16 protein-coding genes are annotated in these 17,317 nt (G+C 73.1%); 11 read left to right on the top strand and 5 right to left on the bottom strand.

What is annotated here, in order from left to right; all coding sequences use genetic code 11:
* Window positions 1-268 precede the first annotated feature (268 nt).
* Genes glmS through tsaE form a run of 8 tightly spaced genes read left to right on the top strand, consistent with a single transcriptional unit; the run spans window position 269 to window position 9,727 of the window.
* Entirely contained in the window at window positions 269-2,131 is a 1,863-nt protein-coding gene (gene glmS, locus ACLJOU_RS20890) for a glutamine--fructose-6-phosphate transaminase (isomerizing) (protein ID WP_410569315.1), read from the top strand.
* Between the two features lie 27 nt (window positions 2,132-2,158).
* On the top strand, window positions 2,159-3,598 hold the full coding sequence (locus ACLJOU_RS20885; RefSeq protein ID WP_410569314.1) for an NAD(P)H-hydrate dehydratase: 1,440 nt from the start codon (window positions 2,159-2,161) through the stop codon (window positions 3,596-3,598).
* A 56-nt stretch (window positions 3,599-3,654) separates the two neighbouring features.
* Window positions 3,655-4,488 carry a DeoR/GlpR family DNA-binding transcription regulator gene (locus ACLJOU_RS20880; protein ID WP_410569313.1) on the top strand — a complete coding sequence of 278 codons (834 nt, stop codon included), beginning with the start codon at window positions 3,655-3,657 and terminating at the stop codon, window positions 4,486-4,488.
* Window positions 4,478-5,938, top strand: coding sequence for a xylulokinase (gene xylB / locus ACLJOU_RS20875; protein WP_410569312.1), 1,461 nt, complete (start codon window positions 4,478-4,480; stop codon window positions 5,936-5,938). The genes ACLJOU_RS20880 and xylB overlap by 11 nt, the downstream gene beginning before the upstream one ends.
* A gap of 3 nt (window positions 5,939-5,941) precedes the next feature.
* Window positions 5,942-7,033, top strand: coding sequence for an ABC transporter ATP-binding protein (locus ACLJOU_RS20870; RefSeq protein ID WP_410569311.1), 1,092 nt, complete (start codon window positions 5,942-5,944; stop codon window positions 7,031-7,033).
* A gap of 29 nt (window positions 7,034-7,062) precedes the next feature.
* A complete protein-coding gene (gene alr / locus ACLJOU_RS20865; RefSeq protein ID WP_410569310.1) occupies window positions 7,063-8,178 on the top strand; it encodes an alanine racemase in 1,116 nt (371 codons plus the stop codon).
* Window positions 8,175-9,269, top strand: coding sequence for an alpha/beta fold hydrolase (locus ACLJOU_RS20860; RefSeq protein ID WP_410569309.1), 1,095 nt, complete (start codon window positions 8,175-8,177; stop codon window positions 9,267-9,269). The genes alr and ACLJOU_RS20860 overlap by 4 nt, the downstream gene beginning before the upstream one ends.
* A complete protein-coding gene (gene tsaE / locus ACLJOU_RS20855) occupies window positions 9,266-9,727 on the top strand; it encodes a tRNA (adenosine(37)-N6)-threonylcarbamoyltransferase complex ATPase subunit type 1 TsaE (RefSeq protein ID WP_410569308.1) in 462 nt (153 codons plus the stop codon). Before ACLJOU_RS20860 ends, tsaE begins: the two co-directional genes overlap by 4 nt.
* On the opposite strand, the gene ACLJOU_RS20850 is transcribed toward tsaE, so the two are convergent.
* Both ACLJOU_RS20850 and ACLJOU_RS20845 read right to left on the bottom strand, forming a co-directional pair.
* Window positions 9,714-11,039 (bottom strand): carboxyl transferase domain-containing protein, encoded by a 1,326-nt coding sequence (locus ACLJOU_RS20850; protein ID WP_410569307.1) that lies wholly within the window; start codon window positions 11,037-11,039, stop codon window positions 9,714-9,716. The two genes, tsaE and ACLJOU_RS20850, sit on opposite strands and share 14 nt — an antisense overlap.
* A complete protein-coding gene (locus tag ACLJOU_RS20845; protein WP_410569306.1) occupies window positions 11,032-12,456 on the bottom strand; it encodes an acyl-CoA synthetase in 1,425 nt (474 codons plus the stop codon). Before ACLJOU_RS20845 ends, ACLJOU_RS20850 begins: the two co-directional genes overlap by 8 nt.
* A gap of 99 nt (window positions 12,457-12,555) precedes the next feature.
* On the opposite strand from ACLJOU_RS20845, the gene tsaB reads away from it, so the two are divergent.
* Genes tsaB through tsaD form a run of 3 tightly spaced genes read left to right on the top strand, consistent with a single transcriptional unit; the run spans window position 12,556 to window position 14,743 of the window.
* Window positions 12,556-13,221, top strand: coding sequence for a tRNA (adenosine(37)-N6)-threonylcarbamoyltransferase complex dimerization subunit type 1 TsaB (gene tsaB, locus ACLJOU_RS20840; RefSeq protein ID WP_410569305.1), 666 nt, complete (start codon window positions 12,556-12,558; stop codon window positions 13,219-13,221).
* Window positions 13,218-13,697: a ribosomal protein S18-alanine N-acetyltransferase gene (rimI, locus tag ACLJOU_RS20835; RefSeq protein WP_410569304.1), complete on the top strand. Its 480-nt coding sequence runs from the start codon at window positions 13,218-13,220 to the stop codon at window positions 13,695-13,697. Before tsaB ends, rimI begins: the two co-directional genes overlap by 4 nt.
* On the top strand, window positions 13,697-14,743 hold the full coding sequence (tsaD, locus tag ACLJOU_RS20830) for a tRNA (adenosine(37)-N6)-threonylcarbamoyltransferase complex transferase subunit TsaD (RefSeq protein ID WP_410569303.1): 1,047 nt from the start codon (window positions 13,697-13,699) through the stop codon (window positions 14,741-14,743). The genes rimI and tsaD overlap by 1 nt, the downstream gene beginning before the upstream one ends.
* Window positions 14,744-14,758: 15 nt before the next feature.
* Here the strand turns inward: tsaD and wecB are convergent, their stop codons facing one another.
* From wecB to ACLJOU_RS20815, 3 genes are all read right to left on the bottom strand, one after another.
* Complete coding sequence (gene wecB / locus ACLJOU_RS20825; RefSeq protein WP_410569302.1) at window positions 14,759-15,910, bottom strand: non-hydrolyzing UDP-N-acetylglucosamine 2-epimerase; 1,152 nt, start codon at window positions 15,908-15,910, stop codon at window positions 14,759-14,761.
* Between the two features lie 143 nt (window positions 15,911-16,053).
* Window positions 16,054-16,233 carry an LPXTG cell wall anchor domain-containing protein gene (locus tag ACLJOU_RS20820; protein WP_410569301.1) on the bottom strand — a complete coding sequence of 60 codons (180 nt, stop codon included), beginning with the start codon at window positions 16,231-16,233 and terminating at the stop codon, window positions 16,054-16,056.
* Window positions 16,234-16,244: 11 nt separating this feature from the next.
* Window positions 16,245-17,012, bottom strand: a complete 768-nt coding sequence (locus tag ACLJOU_RS20815) for a choice-of-anchor P family protein (protein WP_410569300.1) — start codon at window positions 17,010-17,012, stop codon at window positions 16,245-16,247.
* Between the last annotated feature and the right edge of the window lie 305 nt (window positions 17,013-17,317).

The raw sequence follows: 17,317 nt of genomic DNA, 5'->3' as shown, positions 1-17,317 counted from the left end.
CCCGCTGGTCAGCCCTACGACGGGTCACTCTCTGCCCGAAACGCATCGGCGCCATCGTCCAAGCAGCCCTCGTCCTGACCCATCACGAGCACCAAGGCCGCTACTGAGAAAACCTCATTGGGGCGCTCGGGCGCGGGACGCTCCGGGTACGGGAGCCGACGCTGCGCGTCCTGCATTGGTTCGAACCACCGCGACAGTATTCGTGCAGGTCGGAGGTGGTTCGCGGACCCCGTCAACCCGCTGAATGTCCCTCGTTAGGCTGGTGTGCGTGTGTGGAATCGTGGGATATGTCGGGCACCGCCCGGCTCTGGACGTCGTCCTCGGCGGGCTCCGGCGCATGGAGTACCGCGGTTACGACTCCGCCGGTGTCGCGGTCCTCGACGGCGGCGGTGCGCTGACCGTCGAGCGCAAGGCGGGCCGGCTGGCCAACCTGGAAGCCCGGCTCGACGAGGTCGGCCGCGAGCACTTCGGCGGCACCGCCGGCATGGGGCACACCCGCTGGGCCACCCACGGTGCGCCGGTCGACCGCAACTCGCACCCGCACCGGGACGCCTCACAGCGCGTCGCCGTCGTGCACAACGGCATCATCGAGAACTTCGCCGCCCTCCGCGCCGAGCTGGAAGCCGACGGCGTCGAGATGGCCAGCGACACCGACACCGAGACCGCCGCCCACCTGGTGGCCCGCGCGTACGCCGAAGGCGACACCAAGGGCGACCTGACCGCCAGCGTCGCCGCCGTCTGCCGCCGCCTCGAAGGTGCGTTCACCCTCGTCGTGACGCACGCCGACCAGCCCGACACGATCGTGGCCGCGCGCCGGTCGTCGCCGCTGGTCGTCGGGGTCGGGGAGGGCGAGCACTTCGTCGCCTCCGACGTCGCCGCGTTCATCGAGCACACCCGCGAGGCCGTCGAGCTCGGCCAGGACCAGCTCGTCGTCATCACCCGCGAGGGCTACGAGGTCCTGGACTTCCACGGCGACGCCGCCCAGGCCAAGCCGTTCACCGTGGACTGGGACCTCTCCGCCGCCGAGAAGGGCGGCCACGAGTACTTCATGCTCAAGGAGATCGAGGAGCAGCCCGAGGCGCTGGCCAACACGCTGCGCGGGCACTTCGAATCCGGCCGGATCATCCTCGACGAGCAGCGCATTTCCGACCAGGACCTCCGCGACGTCGACAAGGTCTTCGTCGTCGCCTGCGGCTCGGCCTACCACTCCGGCGTGGTCGCCAAGTACGCCATCGAGCACTGGACGCGGCTGCCAGTCGAGGTCGAGCTCGCGAGCGAGTTCCGCTACCGGGACCCGGTCCTCGACCGCGACACGCTGGTCGTCGCCGTCTCCCAGTCCGGCGAGACGGCGGACACGCTCGAAGCCGTCCGGCACGCGCGCGAGCAGAAGGCGCGCGTCCTGGCCGTCTGCAACACCAACGGCGCGCAGATCCCGCGCGAGTCCGACGCCGTGCTGTACACGCACGCCGGGCCCGAGATCGGGGTCGCCTCGACCAAGGCGTTCCTGGCCCAGATCGCGGCCAACTACCTGGTCGGCCTGGCGCTGGCGCAGGCGCGCGGCACGAAGTACCCGGACGAGGTGGCCCGCGAGTTCGCCGAGCTGGAGGCCATGCCCGCGGCCGTCCAGAAGGTACTGTCCACTGTGGACCAGGTGCGCGACCTCGGCCGCCGGATCGCGGACTCGAAGGCCGTGCTCTTCCTCGGCCGGCACGTCGGCTTCCCGGTCGCCCTCGAAGGCGCGCTGAAGCTCAAGGAACTCGCGTACATGCACGCCGAGGGCTTCGCCGCCGGCGAGCTCAAGCACGGCCCCATCGCGCTGATCGAAGAGGGCCTGCCGGTCGTCGTCGTGATGCCCTCGCCCAAGGGCCGCGCGGTGCTGCACTCGAAGCTCGTGTCGAACATCAGCGAGATCCAGGCGCGCGGCGCCCGCACGATCGTGATCGCCGAAGAGGGCGACGAGACGGTCCGGCCGTTCGCCGACGAGCTCATCGAGGTCCCGGCGGTGCCGACGCTGCTGCAGCCGCTGGTGTCCACCGTGCCGCTGCAGGTGCTGGCCGCGGAGATCGCCCGCGCCCGCGGGTACGACGTCGACAAGCCGCGTAACCTGGCGAAGTCCGTCACAGTGGAATAACTCAGCGTAGAGAGCGGAGGCCGAGCCGTGCAGGGGATCTGGACCACGGAACGGATTCGCGAGGCGGAGGGGCGGGCGTTCGCCGTGACGCCCGAGGGCGAGCTGATGCGGCGGGCGTCCTTCGGGCTCGCGGTGCAGGTCGCGGACTTCCTCGAGGACCACACGGGCGGCGTCTCCGGCCGCCGCGTCGTGCTCCTGGCCGGTTCCGGCGACAACGGCGGTGACGCCCTGTGGGCCGGGGCGTTCCTGCGCCGCCGCGGAGTGGCCGTGACGGCGATCCTGCTCAACCCCGCGAAGGCCCACCCCAAAGGTCTCCAGGCGCTCAAGCGGGCCGGTGGCCGCGCGGTGTCCGCCGAGGACGGTCCACAGTGGATCGCGCAGGCCGACGTCGTGGTCGACGGCATCGTCGGCATCTCGGGACGCGGCTCCCTGCGCCCGGACGCGGCCCGGCTGGTCGAGCTGGTCGAGGCGCCGATCGTCGCGGTCGACCTGCCCAGCGGCGTCGACCCGGACACCGGCGCGGTCGACGGCCCGGCGGTGAAGGCCGCCAGAACCGTCACGTTCGGCGCGCTCAAGCCGGTGCACGCGCTCGCGCCCGCCCACTGCGGCGAGGTCGTGCTCGTCGACATCGGCCTCGAACTGGACGAGCCCGACTTGCGGCGCCTCGACATCGTGGACGTCGCCGCCGCCTGGCCGGTGCCCGGGCCGGACGACGACAAGTACAGCCAGGGTGTCGTCGGCATCGCGGCGGGCTCGGCGACGTACCCGGGCGCGGCGGTGCTGGCCTCGGGTTCGGCGGTTCGCGCGACCTCGGGCCTGGTGCGCTACGCGGGGCACGCGGCCGACGTCGTCCGGGCGCAGTGGCCGGAGATCATCGCAACCGGCACGGTCGCGGACGCCGGCCGCGTCCAGGCGTGGGCGGTCGGCCCCGGCATCGGCACCGGCTCCGAGGGGCGGGACGTCCTCCGGTACGTCCTCGGCCGGGGCGTCCCGGTCTGCGCGGACGCCGACGCGACGACGATCATCGCGCAGTCCCCGGAGGTCCTCGACGCCCGCGACCCGGACACCCCGCTGGTCCTGACCCCGCACGCGGGCGAGTACGAGCGGCTGATGGGGCGCAAGCCCGGCCCGGACCGCGTGACGGCGGCACGCGAAGCGGCGAAGAAGTACGACGCGGTGGTGCTGCTGAAGGGGCACTGCACGGTGATCGCGGCGCCGGACGGCCGGGTCGCGGTGAACACCCCGCGCGGCGCCTGGCTGGCGACGGCGGGCTCGGGCGACGTCCTCTCCGGCCTGGTCGGCGCGCTGCTGGCCGCGAGCCTGGATCCCTGGCTGGCCGCGGCGGCCGCGGCCCACGTCCACTCGCTGGCGGGCGCGATCGCGGCCCAGAACGCCCCGACCTCGGCGTCCGGCCTCGTCCACGCGATCCCGGAAGCCATCCGGTCGATCCGCTCCCTAACATCCTGAGAAGACTTACCAAGTTCTCTGTTAACTTCGCGGGATAAATCTGGTAAGAATGCCGTGTGAGCGGCGGCACAGTACCCGGAGACCGGAAGACCCGGCCGTCCGATGCCGTCGTCGAGCAGCGGCGGCAGGACATCCTCGACCACGTCATCGAGCAGGGCGAGGCCCGGATCGACGACCTCACCGCGCGCTTCCGGGTCAGCCTGATGACCATGCACCGCGACCTCGACGACCTGGCCGACCGCCGCCTCCTGCGCAAGCTGCGCGGCAAGGTCGAGGCCTACCCGGCGCTCACCATCGAGTCCGCCGCCCGCTTCCGCGACACGCTCCACCACGGCGAGAAGGAAGCCCTCGGCCAAGCCGCGGCGAACCACGTCCAGCCCGGCCAGACCGTCTTCGTCGACGACTCCACCACCCTCCTGCCGCTGGTCAAGCGGCTCGCCGAGATCGACGCCTTGACCGTCGTCACCAACTCCCTGCACGCGGCCCGGCTGCTCGGGCCGAAGGTCGAGGTCGTCCTCGCGGGCGGCCGGTACAGCCACGAGTACGACTCCTGCGCCGGCCCCGAGGTCCTGAACCTGCTCGACTCGATCCGCGCCGACGTCTCCTTCGTCTCCGTCACCGCCGTCGCCGTCGGCCGGCTCTTCCACCCCGACCGCGACTACGCCGAGCTCAAGAAGGCCGCGCTGAAGGTCGCGAACCAGAGCGTCCTCGTCGTCGACCATTCGAAGTTCGGCCGCACCGCCACCTACGCGCACGGCGATGTCGGCGACTACGACCTGCTGATCACGGGCCAAGCCACGCCCACCGAGGAGATCGAGGCCGCGCTGAACGCGGGGACCGCGATCGAGATCGTCGAACACGTCGCAGAGGGGCAGCCCTATGACAGCTGAACTGGTCGCCGGCATCGACTCGTCCACCCAGTCGACCAAGGTCGTCGTGTGTGACGCGAACACCGGCGAAATCGTCCGCACCGGCCGCGCGCCGCACCCCGACGGCACCGAGGTCGCCCCCGCCGCCTGGTGGGACGCCTTCACCGAGGCGACCGGCGGCCTCCTCGACGGCGTCCAGGCCATCGGCGTCGGCGGCCAGCAGCACGGCATGGTCACGCTGGACGAAAACCACGACGTGGTCCGGCCCGCGCTGCTGTGGAACGACACCCGCTCCGCGCAGGCGGCGCTCGACCTGATCGAGGAGCTCGGCGGCCCGGCGACCTGGGCGAAGTCCGTCGGCTCGGTGCCGGTCGCGAGCTTCACCGTCACGAAGCTGCGCTGGCTGGCCGAGAACGAGCCGAAGCTCGCCGACCGCGTTGCGCGCGTGCTGCTCCCGCACGACTGGCTGACCTGGAAGCTCACCGGCGGCGACCCGGTCACCGACCGCGGTGACGCCTCCGGCACCGGCTACTTCTCGCCGACCGAAAACGCCTACCGCCTCGACGTCCTCAGCCACGCCTTCGGCGGCCGGACGCCGGAGCTGCCCACTGTGCTCGGCCCGGCCGACGCCGCCGGCCACACCCCGGACGGCGTGCTGGTTTCCGCCGGCACCGGCGACAACATGGCCGCCGCGCTCGGGCTGGAACTCAAGCCCGGTGACGCCGTGGTCTCGCTCGGCACCAGCGGCACCGTGTTCGGCGTCGCCGAGACCGGCGCGGCCGACGTCAGCGGCGAAGTGGCCGGGTTCGCCGACGCCACCGGCCGCTTCCTCCCGCTCGCCTGCACGCTCAACGCCGCCCGCGTCCTCACCGCGACGGCCGCGATGCTCGGCGCGACGCTCAGCGAGTTCGACCGCCTCGCCCTGACCGCCGAGCCCGGCGCCGGCGGGCTGACGTTCCTGCCGTACCTGGACGGCGAGCGCACCCCGAACCTGCCCGGGGCCACCGGCTCGCTGGCCGGGCTGACCCGGGACAACATGACCCCGGAGAACCTGGCCCGCAGCGCCGTCGAAGGCATGCTCTGCGGCCTGGCCGCGGGCCTCGACGCGGTGCGCGCGCACGGCCTCGACGTCCGGCGCGTGCTGCTGATCGGCGGGGGCGCGCAGTCGCGGGCCGTCCGCGCGGTCGCGCCGCTGGTGTTCGGGGTGCCCGTGCAGCTGCCCGAGGTCGCCGAGTACGTCGCGCTGGGCGCGGCGCGGCAGGCGGCGTGGGCGCTGTCTTCCTCGACGCTGTCTTCGTCGACGCCGTCTGCCGGTGCGGAACCCCCGTCCTGGCAGGAGAACCAGAAGCTCCGGCTCGAGCTGGACGAGCCGACCGAGGCGCAGCGCGCCGAGGGCCACCGGATCCAGCAGCGCCACCTCGAAGCCCGCGAAGCGGCTTACGGGGTCCGGCGGAATCTCGGAGAGGACTGACCGATGGCTTCCATCACCTACGACAAGGCGACCCGGCGCTACGCCGGTTCGGAGCGCCCCGCGGTCGACGCGCTGGACCTGGAGATCGCCGACGGCGAGTTCCTCGTGCTGGTCGGCCCGTCCGGCTGCGGCAAGTCGACCAGCCTGCGCATGCTGGCCGGCCTCGAGGACATCGACGACGGCGCCGTGTGGATCGGCGACCGCGACGTCACCCAGCTGCCGCCGCGCTCGCGCGACATCGCGATGGTGTTCCAGAACTACGCGCTGTACCCGCACATGACGGTCGCGCAGAACATGGGCTTCGCGCTGAAGATCGCCGGGCGGCCCGCGTCCGAGATCAAGCAGAAGGTCCTGGAGGCGGCCAAGCTGCTCGACATCGAGCAGTACCTCGACCGCAAGCCGAAAGCGCTCTCCGGTGGTCAGCGCCAGCGTGTCGCGATGGGCCGCGCGATCGTCCGCGAGCCGCAGGTCTTCCTGATGGACGAGCCGCTGTCGAACCTCGACGCGAAGCTGCGCGTCTCCACGCGTACGCAGATCGCCGCGCTCCAGCGCCGCCTCGGCGTCACGACGGTCTACGTCACGCACGACCAGGTCGAGGCCATGACGATGGGTGACCGCGTCGCGGTGCTGTCGGACGGCCTGCTGCAGCAGTGCGACACCCCGCGCGCGCTGTACGACCGGCCCGCCAACGCTTTCGTCGCGGGCTTCATCGGCTCGCCGGCGATGAACCTGGTGACCGCGAAGCTGACGGCCGACGGCGCCGAGCTGGGCGGCGGCAGCGTGCGCCTGACCCGCGAGGTCATCCAGGCCGCCGACGGTGACACGGTGACCCTGGGCTTCCGGCCGGAGTCCCTGGAAGTGACGACCGAGGGCCCCGACTCGGTGCCGATCAAGGTTGACCTGGTGGAGGAGCTCGGCTCGGACGCCTACGTCTACGGCAAGCTCGCCGAGACCGACGCCGAAGGCACGAAGTCCAACGTCGTCGCCCGCGTCGACCCGCGCACGCCGCCCGCCATGGGCGACACGGTCCACCTGCGGATCCGCCCGGACGAGCTGCACGTGTTCTCCGCCACCACCGGGGCGCGCCTGCCCTGACCTCGGGTCATGGGAAACTGGGAGTCGCCATGACTGCCAGTTTCCCCCGGGCGCAGGTCGACATCGACCTCGACGCCATCCGCCACAACCTCACCCTGCTGGGCGCCCGCGCGCCCGGCGCCGAGGTGATGGCCGTGGTGAAGGCCGACGCCTACGGCCACGGCGCGCTGCCGGTGGCGCGCGCCGCGGTCGAGGCCGGGGCGTCCTGGCTGGGCACCTGCTCGCTCGGCGAAGCCCTCGCCCTCCGGGACGCCGGGATCACCACCCGGCTGTTCAGCTGGCTGGACACCCCGGACGTCGACTTCGCGCCGGGCGTCGAGCGGGGCATCGACCTCGCGGCCAGCTCGCTGGGTGAGCTTCGCCGCATCGCGGCCGCGGCGAAACCGGGTACCCGGGCGCGTGTGCACCTCAAAATCGACACCGGGCTCTCGCGCAACGGCTGCCCGCCCGCCGCGTGGGCCGAACTGGTCGAAGCGGCGGCCGCCGAACCGCGGGTCGAGGTCGTCGCGATCTGGTCCCACCTGGCGTGCGCCGACGAGCCGGGGCACCCCTCGATCGACCTGCAGGCCAAGCGCTTCGCCGAGGCGTACGACACCGCACGTGCCGCCGGGCTCGACCCGAGGCGGCACCTGGCGAACTCCGCGGCCCTGCTGACCCGGCCGGACCTGCACTTCGACGTCGTGCGCCCGGGCATCGCGATGTACGGGCTCAACCCGGTGCCGCAGCCGGAAGACCTGCGCCCGGCCATGACGTTCCGGTCCGCCGTCGCGCTGGTCAAGCGAATCGAGGCCGGGGAATCGGTGTCCTACGGGCACACCTGGACCGCGGAGCGGGACACGACCTTGGCGCTCGTCCCGGCCGGGTACGCCGACGGCGTCCCGCGGTCGCTGTCCGGGCGCATGGATGTCTGGCTCGGCGGGCAGCGGCGGCCGGTCGCCGGGCGCATTTGCATGGACCAGCTGGTGGTGGACTGCGGCGACTACGAGCCCGCCATCGGCGACGAGGTCGTCCTGTTCGGCGCGGGAGCGCACGGCGAGCCGACCGCCCGGGAGTGGGCCGACAAGCTGGGGACCATCGACTACGAGATCGTCACCTCGATGTACCGGCCGCGCGTGCGCCGCCGGTATCCGGGGGAACGGTCGTGACACCTTCACGACGACTGCTGGCCATCGCCGGCGGGATCGGGGCCGTGGCCACCGGAACCGCCGCCGCCATCGTCGCCGCGCAGCAGCGGCGGCACAGTGAGGATCCGTACGTGGACGAGCCGCTGGGGGAGCTGAAGCCGGACCGCACTTCGACGGTCGCGGCCGAGGACGGCACGCCGCTTTCGGTCGAGGAGATCGACCCGGAAGACGGCGGCGAACCGGAACTGACCGTGGTGGGTGTGCACGGCTTCGCGCTTTCACGGCGCTGCTGGCACTTCCAGCGTCGCGACCTGGCTTCCTTGAAGCTGCCGCGCGTGCGTCAGGTGTACTACGACCACCGCAGCCACGGGCTCTCCGGCGCGGCTTCGGCCGAGACGTCGACCATCGAACAACTGGCGCGGGACCTCGACGCCGTGCTGCGGTCCGTGGTGCCGGAGGGGCCCATCGTGCTGATGGGGCACTCGATGGGCGGCATGGTCATCATGGAGCTGGCCGCCGAATTCCCGTCGCTGTTCGAGGACCGCGTCTGCGGGGTGGCCTTCATCGCGACGGCGGCGGGCGAGGTCGGGGCACGCGGGTTGCCGCGTCCGCTGCTCTCGAAGTACAACCCGCTGACGCGGGCCGCGGGCGGTCTCGCGGGTTGGCAGCCCGGGCTGGTGGAGTTCGTGCGCGCGGCCGGCGGCCAGCTGACCCGCCAAGCCGTGCGCAGGCTGGCGTTCGGCAGCCGCGACGTCGCCCCGCGGCTCGTCGACTTCATGCTCGAGATGCTCGAGGTCACGCCGGTGCGCGGGCTCGTCGACTTCATCGACACCCTCGGCAGTCACAACCGCTACGCGGCGCTGGCCGGCCTCAAGCACGCGGAAGTCCTGGTCATCGGCGGCGATTCGGACCGGTTCACGCCGTTCGCGCACGCCGAGCGGATCGCGGCCGAGCTGCCCGACGCGGAGCTGGTCCGTGTCCGCGGCGCCGGCCACATGGTCCAGCTCGAGCAGCCCGAGCTGGTGAACAGCCAGCTGATCGATCTCCTGCAACGCTGTTCCGGTGCGGACGGCGTGACCTCGTCCCGGCGAACCTGGTGGTGGCAGCGTTGAGCATGGTGTTTCCGACCCCCGAAGAGACGATGGACTTCGGGCGCGTGCTCGGGCGCGCGCTCCGCGCGGGTGACCTGGTGCTCCTGGCCGGCCCGCTCGGCGCGGGCAAGACGACGCTGACCCGCGGCATCGCGGACGGCCTCGGCGTCGGCGGCCGCGTGAGCAGCCCGACGTTCGTCCTGGCCCGCGTCCACCCGGCGGGCACGGCGGGTGTGCCGCTGGTGCACGTGGACGCGTACCGCCTGGGCGGCGACCTCTCGCAGCTCGACGACCTCGACCTGGACACCGACCTGGAGCGCTCGGCGGTCGTCGTCGAGTGGGGCGAGGGTTCGGCGGAGCGGCTGTCGGCGGACTACCTGGTGGTCCGCCTCGACCGCCGCGAGGACGACGTCCGCGAGATCACCCTGGAGCCGCACGGCACCTGGGCCGACCGCGTCCCGGAGCTCACGACGGCTTGATCACCGCGCGCGCCACGCCCAGGTCCACCAGGTCCTGCGGCCGCAGGTGCAGCCGGTTGGCGATGTCCGGCACCTCCGAAGCCGGGCGCTTGAGGATCGCCGCCGCGGCTTCCGGGGACGTCACCGAGAAGTACGCGTCCGGGGCCACCCACGTCGAGCCGGCCGCGGCGAACGCCAGTGCGCCGCCCGAGCCGCCTTCGCCGATCACGAGCGTCGTCACCGGGACCGAGGCCGTCGCCACCGCCTCGAACAGCTCCGCGATCGCGCCGCCGACGCCGGCCTGTTCGGCCGCCGCGTCGTTCGCCGCGCCCGGGGTGTCGACCAGCGTCAGCACCGGGATGCCCAGGCGGGACGCCAGCCGCACGAGCCGCGCCGCCGTCCGGAACCCCGACGGCAACGTCGGCGTGCCGCACTGGGCCGCGTACGCGATCGTCCTCCCGTCGCGCCAGCCGAAGCCGCACGCGACACCGGGGTCCGCGCCGCCGACGCGGTCGCCGCTGATGTCCTGCCGCCAGCCGAAATACGCGTCGAGGTACTCCGCCGCCCGGGCCCGCTGCGGCGACCGTGCCGCCTGGACCGCCTCCCAGCCCGTCGAGGGCAGCGACGCGGCCCGCAGCGCGGTCGGCGGCGGAGCCGCGGCCGACGACCGCGCGGTCAGCAGCCGCAGCCACCGTTCCAGCGCCGGCCCGAGTTCGTCCGGGGCGACGACGGCGTCGACCTGACCCCACTCGAGGTGCGCCTCCGCGGTGTACGCCTCCGGGGCTTCCGGCGGGCGCACCCGCGAGCCCGCGAAGCCGACCTGCGCCTCCGGCAGCGCGAGGACGACGTCGGCGCCCGCGCCGAGCGTCGCCCAGCCGCCGCCGGTCGTCGGGTCGCGCAGCACGGCGATCCGGGGGATGCCCACCGACCGCGTCAACGCCGACGCCCGCGCCACCCGCTGCAGCTGCATCAGCGCGCGCATGCCCTGCTGCATGCGGCTGCCGCCGGTCGCGACCAGCGACACCACGGGCAGCCGCGCGTCGCGGGCGTGCGCGAACGCCGCCTCGATCCGGTCGCCGGTCCGCTGCCCGAGCGAGCCGCCGAGGAACCCGAACTCGAAGGCGACCAGCACGGCTTCGACGTCGCCGATCTTCGCCGTCCCGCAGACGACCGATTCCTTTTCCCCGGTGCGTTCTTCCGCGGCAGAGCGCGCTTCCCGGTAGCCCGGCCAGCCGATCGGGCCGTCCGCCGGCTCCTCGCGCAACGGCGTCGGGAACTCCGTGAAACCGTTGGCGATCGCGCCGACGACCTCACGCGCCGGCTGCCTAGGCACCGAGCGCCCGCTTCATGACCTTGCCCATGTCGTTGCGCGGCAACGCCTCCAGGTACCGGACGACCCGCGGGCGCTTGTGCGGCGCGAGCAGCTTCGCCACGTGGTCGGCGAGCTCCGCCGCGGCCGGTGGCTCGCCGCTGGGCACGATCCACGCGACGATCCGCTCGCCGAGGTCGTCGTCCGGTTCGCCGGTGACGGCGGCCTCGGCGACGCCGGGGTGGTCGAGCAGCGCGTTCTCGATCTCGCCCGCGCCGATCTTGTAGCCGCCGCTCTTGATGAGGTCGGTCGCCTTGCGCCCGACGATCTTGACGTACCCGTCGGCGTCGCGCGTGGCCATGTCGCCGGTGCGGAACCAGCCGTCGTCGAACGCGGCCGCGGTCGCGTCCGGGCGGTTGAGGTACTCGGTGAACAGGTTCGGCCCGCGGACCTGGATTTCGCCGACGGTCTCGACCTCTTCGACGACTTCGCCGGCGTCCCCGACCAGCCGGAGCTCGACACCCCGCAGCGGAACGCCGACCGTGCCCGGCCTGCGCTCGCCGTCCGCGCGGACGCTGGTGTTCATCAGCGTCTCGGTCATGCCGTAGCGCTCGACGACCTGCTGGCCGGTGGCCGCGGTGATTCGCCGGTGGTCGTGCACCGGCAGGGCCGCGGACCCGGAAACCAGCAGGCGCGCCCGCTTGAGCGCGTCCGCCAGCGCGGTGTCGGAGCCGACTTCGCCGGCGATCCGGTGGTACATCGTCGGGACGCCGAACAGCATGGTGGCGCCGTTCGCGAGTTCGCGGGCGACGCCTTCGGTCGAGAACCGGCCGAGGTGGCGCACCGAACCACCGCGGCGCAGCGGGCCGAGGATGCCGAGGATCAGCCCGTGCACGTGGAACAGGGGAAGCGCGTGCACGAGGACGTCGTCGGCGGTCCAGCCCCAGGCGTCCTCGAGGGCGTCCAGCGTGGTCGCGAGCGCGCGGCGGGGGAGCACGACGCCCTTCGGCGGGCCGGTGGTGCCGGAGGTGTAGACGATCAGCGCGGGGGACTCGGGCTCGGCCTCCGCCGGGACCGGCGCTTTCCCGCCGGTGAGGGGGATGTCCCGGCGGGGGAGCGCGGCGAGCCCGGCAGGCAGCTCGGCACCCGGTTCGGCCAGCACCAGCTGCGGTTCGCTGTCGGTGAGAATGTGCGCGAGTTCGCGTTCGCCGATCTTCGGGTTCAGCGGCACCGCCGGCACCCCGGCGAGCAGCGCGGCGACGACCGCGACGCTCGTGTGCAGCGTCGGGGTCGCCCAGACGGCGACCCGGCCGGGCGGCAGTTCGCGGGCGAGACCGCCGGCGACGGCGGCGAGATCGTCGTGGGTGAGGGCGTGCTCGCCGAAGCGCAGAGCTTCCTTGGCGGCACCGGCGACGAGCGTGGGGAACAACGGGTCGGGCACCGCGGGGACCTCCCAGTGTCGGACTCCACCCGCACGTTACCGTGCGGAGGGGTCCCCTGCAGCAAGCGGCCGTATGCGCTGGTCGTAGGCTGGGACACCGTGTTGGTACTGGCGATCGATACCTCGACCCCGGCGGTGACCGCGGGCGTCGTCGTGCTGGACGGCGGCCTGGTCGAGACGCGCGGTGAGCGCGTCACGGTCGACCCCCGCGCCCACGGAGAGCTGATCACGCCGCACGCGCTGGCCGCCGCCGAGGCCGCCGGGGTGACGCTCAAAGAGCTCGACGCGATCGTCGCCGGCGTCGGTCCCGGGCCGTTCACCGGCCTGCGGGCCGGGATGGCCACCGCCGCCGCGTTCGGCCACGCTCTCGGCATCCCGGTGTACCCGGTCTGCAGCCTCGACGCGCTGGCCGCCGACGTCGCGCCGGGGGACAACGCTTTCCTCGTGCTGACCGACGCCCGCCGCCGCGAGGTCTACTGGGCCGCCTACGACGCCGCCGGGCGGCGCACCGACGGCCCGCACGTCCAGCGGCCCGCGGACCTCGAGAGCGACATCAGGGTGGCGGCCGGCGACGGCGCCCTCCTCTACGCCGACGCGCTCGGCGTCCGGCCGATCGAGCCGCGGTTCCCGTCGCCCGCCGGGCTGGTGAAGGTCGCGCAAGCCGCGCTGCTGGCGAAGGAACCGCCCGGACCCCTGACGCCGTTGTACCTGCGCCGTCCGGACGCGGCCGAGCCCGCGGCGCCGAAACGGGTGACCGTTTCGTGAGACTCGGGCCGCTGCGCCGCATGGACATCGCCCGGTGCGTGGAGATCGAGCAGATCCTCTTCCCGGGCGACGACCCGTGGAGCGCCCGCGCCTTCCATTCCGAGCTGGACGCGGGCAACTTCTACCTCGCCGCGCGCCCGGACGAGGGCGACGAGCTGCTCGGCTACGCCGGGCTCGCCGTCGTCGGCCGCCGCCGCGGCGAATACGAGGCGACCGTGCACACGATCGGCGTCGCGCCCGAGTACCAGGGCCAGGGCATCGGCAAGGCGCTGCTGCGCGCGCTGCTGGCGCGGGCCGACGAGTTCGAGGCGCCGGTCTTCCTCGAGGTCCGCACGGACAACACCACCGCGCTCGCCCTCTACGAGCGCCACGGCTTCGAACGGCTCGGCATCCGGAAGCGCTACTACCAGCCTTCCGGCGCCGACGCGTACACGATGGTCCGCCCGGCGCGGACGCGGGACGGGGTGGCGGGCTGATGGCACGCATCATCATGGGTATCGAGAGCTCGTGCGACGAAACCGGCGTCGGCCTGGTCCGCCTGCACGACAACGGCACGGTCGAGCTGCTGGCGGACGAGGTCGCGTCCAGCGTCGAGCAGCACGCCCGCTTCGGCGGCGTGGTGCCCGAGGTCGCCAGCCGCGCGCACCTGGAAGCGATGGTCCCGACGACTTCGCGGGCGTTCGAGAAGGCCGGGCTGTCGATGTCCGATGTGGACGCCATCGCGGTGACGGCGGGCCCGGGCCTGGCGGGCGCCCTGCTCGTCGGCGTCTCGGCGGCGAAGGCGTACGCGACGGCGCTGGACGTGCCGCTCTACGGCGTCAACCACCTGGCCGGGCACATCGCGGTCGACACGCTGCAGCACGGGCCGCTGCCCACGCCGTGCCTGGCGCTGCTGGTTTCCGGCGGCCACACGCAGCTGCTGCGCGTCGACGACATCGCGTCGGAGATCACCGAGCTGGGGTCCACAGTGGACGACGCGGCGGGCGAGGCGTACGACAAGGTCGCGCGCGTCCTCGGCCTGCCGTACCCGGGCGGCCCGCCGATCGACAAGGCGGCGAAGAACGGGAACCCGGCGGCGATCGCGTTCCCCCGCGGCATGACGGGCCCGCGCGACGCCGCGTTCGACTTCTCGTTCTCCGGCTTGAAGACGGCGGTCGCGCGCTGGGTCGAAGGCGCGCAGCGGCGCGGCGAGGAAATCCCGGTGGACGACGTCGCCGCTTCGTTCCAGGAGACGGTCGCGGACGTGCTGACGGCGAAGGCGATCCGCGCGGCGAAGGAGCAGGGCATCACCACGATGGTGCTTTCCGGCGGCGTGGCGGCGAACTCCCGGCTGAAGGAACTGGCGGCCGAGCGCTGCGCCGCGGCGGGCATCGAGCTGCGCGTGCCACGGCCGCGCCTGTGCACGGACAACGGCGCGATGATCGCCGCCCTCGGCGCGCACGTGGTGGCGGGCAAGCGCCCGACGGCCCCGCTGGACTTCAGCGCGAACCCGGCGTTGCCGGTGAACGTGGTGTCGCTCTAACCACCGGGCAATGCCTCAGGGAGCTGCCGCCGGGCTCGGGGCGGGGGAGCGCACGCCCAGCAGCTCCTCGATCGCCGCGACCGCCAGGATCGCCGCGTTCCCCTCGCCGTAGGGGTTTCCCACCTGCGCCGGCCGCAGCTCCCCGTTCAGCAGGCGCGCCGCCAGGTCCGCGATCCGCGAGGTTTCCGTGCCCGCCAGCCACGCGCAGCCGGCCGCCACCACCTCGGCGCGCTCGGTCACGTCCCGCAGCACCACCACCGGCGTGCCGAACGTCGGGGCCTCCTCCTGGATGCCGCCCGAATCCGTCAGCACCAGCGACGCCAGCCGCAGTGCGCGGACCAGGTCCGGGTACTCCAGCGGGTCCGTCACCGTCACCCGGGGCAGGCCGGCCAGTGCCGCTTCGACCTGGCCGCGGACCTGCGGGTTCGGGTGGGCCGGGAACAGCACCTGGACGTCCGGGTGCTCGGCCACGATCAGCTGCACCGCCGCCAGCGTCCGCTCCAGCGGCTCGCCCCAGGACTCCCGCCGGTGGGAGGTGACCAGCACCAGCCGCTCGCCGGCCTCCGCCAGTTCCATCTCCAGCAACGCCAGCGCCGTGTCCCGCGCCGGCAGGTCGCGGGCCGCGATCTCCAGGACCGCGTCGACGACCGTGTTGCCGGTGACCGCGATCTGCTGCCGCGCAACGCCTTCCGAGCGCAAGGCCGCCGCCGCGCCGAGCGTCGGCGCCAGGTGCAGCGCCGCGATCCGCGACACCATCTGCCGCGCGCCCTCCTCCGGGAACGGCGCCGCCAGGTCGTGGGTGCGCAGCCCGGCCTCCAGATGGACCACCGGGATGCCCAGCCAGAACGCCGCCAGCGCGCCGGCGAGCGTCGTCGTCGTGTCGCCCTGGACCACCAGCGCGGCCGGGGTGTGGCGGCGCAGGGCGTCGTCGAGCGCGGGCAGCAGCCCGGCCACCAGTTCGGCCTGGCCGCCGGTGACCCGCGGCGGCACGTCGAGCCACACGTCCGCGGTCAGGCCGAACGGCTCCAGGGCCTGCTCCACCATGCCCGGGTGCTGGCCGCTGTGGACCACGACCGGGCGCAGCACCGGGTGGTCCGCCAGCGCCAGTGCCAGCGGCGCGAGCTTGACGGCTTCCGGCCGGGTGCCGGCCAGCAACATCACATCCACCCGGGGGTGCCCCTTCTCCACATCGTCGAGTGTCCGGCAAATTTCCCTCCGCCGGGCCATCGGTGGTCGTCGAGTGTCCTGCTGTGCAGTCGCGTCCGCCGGGGCCGCCGGCGTGCGAGGGGCACACGCCGGCGGCCCGTTCCTCAATCCCGCGCCTGGGAGAGACGGCGGCTGCGGCGGCGGACGGCGATCAGCGCGACGGTCCCGAGCAGGACCAGGAGCACGCCGACGGCCAGCCACCACCCGATGTCGGCCCCGGTGGCGGCGAGGGTGCCCACCCCGCCACCGGCCACGCCGACCCCGGCGCCCGGCATCTTGTACATCCCGACCTCGCTCAGGCCTGTGCGGAACGGCGGCGGAGGATCCGGGTGCCGACCGGCACGGCGACGGCGCCGAGCAGGCCGAGCCCGATCCAGAGCCCGGCGCCGGACGCCAGCGGCATCGGCGGCGCGGCCGGGCCGCAGGTCGCCGACGACACGATCACGTCACCCGAGCCGAGCGCCTTGAGGCCTTCGCCGAGCAGCTTCACGTGGACGGCGTTCACCGTGAGGCTGCCGTCGGGGTTCTTCACCTGCTCGTTCAGGGTGATCGTCGCGACGTTCAGCGTGCCGAGACCGACCTTGATCTGCGTGTTCGCCGCCGGGGTGGCGTCGACCGCGCCGACGCTGCCGAGGTCCGCGCCGACCAGTTTCGCGCTGCCTTCGACGCCCTTCTGCGTCGCGGTGCAGACGGCTTCGACGAGCTTGATGCCGACGTTGCCGAGCGCCGCCTTCAGCAGCGGCAGCGTGACGTCGGCGGTGCTCGCCTTCGCCGTCACCGCACCGGAATTCTCGTCGCGCTTCGCCTCGGTGTTGATCGCACCGGCCTTGAGGATGCCGGTGAGGTCGACCTTCGCCAGGCTGTTGCTGGTCGGGCCGGCGGTGTTCGCGGCCGCGAACGGGCCGGCCTTCACCGCGTCCTGGCCGAGCAGCTTGACGTCGACTTTGACGCCGTACGCGGACCCGTCGCCGGGGGCCGCCGAAGCAGAGGCCGCGCCGGCGAGCACGACGCTCGCCACGACCGCGGCGAGCAGTCCGCCGCGGCGCACGAGGGAGCTCTTCATCAAGTGTTCCTCCGAATTCGCTGGGTTTATCCGGGGTTTGCGTGACGGCGGCGCGGATCGAACCGGCTTACCTGGGGACTCGGCACGCGGATCGACTATCGCCAAGACCGGCTCGAATAGCACACAAAATTTCCCGAATCACCGGATCGGGTAAGGCTTGACGCCGTTTCCGCTGGTCGTCGTCAATATCACCCGAACGGTCTAACAAGTTCGCTGAAGGTCCAGCCGATTGGGGCACACTTTCCACCCCTCCGAGTGGAAACCCGTGGCACACATGTCCTACGCTCGCCCGACCCCCCACTCGA

This window comes from Amycolatopsis sp. cmx-4-61, from assembly GCF_046548775.1.
GTDB lineage: Bacteria > Actinomycetota > Actinomycetes > Mycobacteriales > Pseudonocardiaceae > Amycolatopsis.
This window is presented reverse-complemented; position numbering and strand designations above follow the sequence as displayed.

Coding starts and splice junctions, on each gene's coding strand:
- xylB (WP_410569312.1), top strand. CDS start 4,478: ATGACAGCTGAACTGGTCGCCGGCATCGACTCGTCCACCCAGTCGACC.
- ACLJOU_RS20870 (WP_410569311.1), top strand. CDS start 5,942: ATGGCTTCCATCACCTACGACAAGGCGACCCGGCGCTACGCCGGTTCG.
- alr (WP_410569310.1), top strand. CDS start 7,063: ATGACTGCCAGTTTCCCCCGGGCGCAGGTCGACATCGACCTCGACGCC.
- tsaD (WP_410569303.1), top strand. CDS start 13,697: ATGGCACGCATCATCATGGGTATCGAGAGCTCGTGCGACGAAACCGGC.
- ACLJOU_RS20820 (WP_410569301.1), bottom strand. CDS start 16,233: ATGTACAAGATGCCGGGCGCCGGGGTCGGCGTGGCCGGTGGCGGGGTG.
- ACLJOU_RS20815 (WP_410569300.1), bottom strand. CDS start 17,012: ATGAAGAGCTCCCTCGTGCGCCGCGGCGGACTGCTCGCCGCGGTCGTG.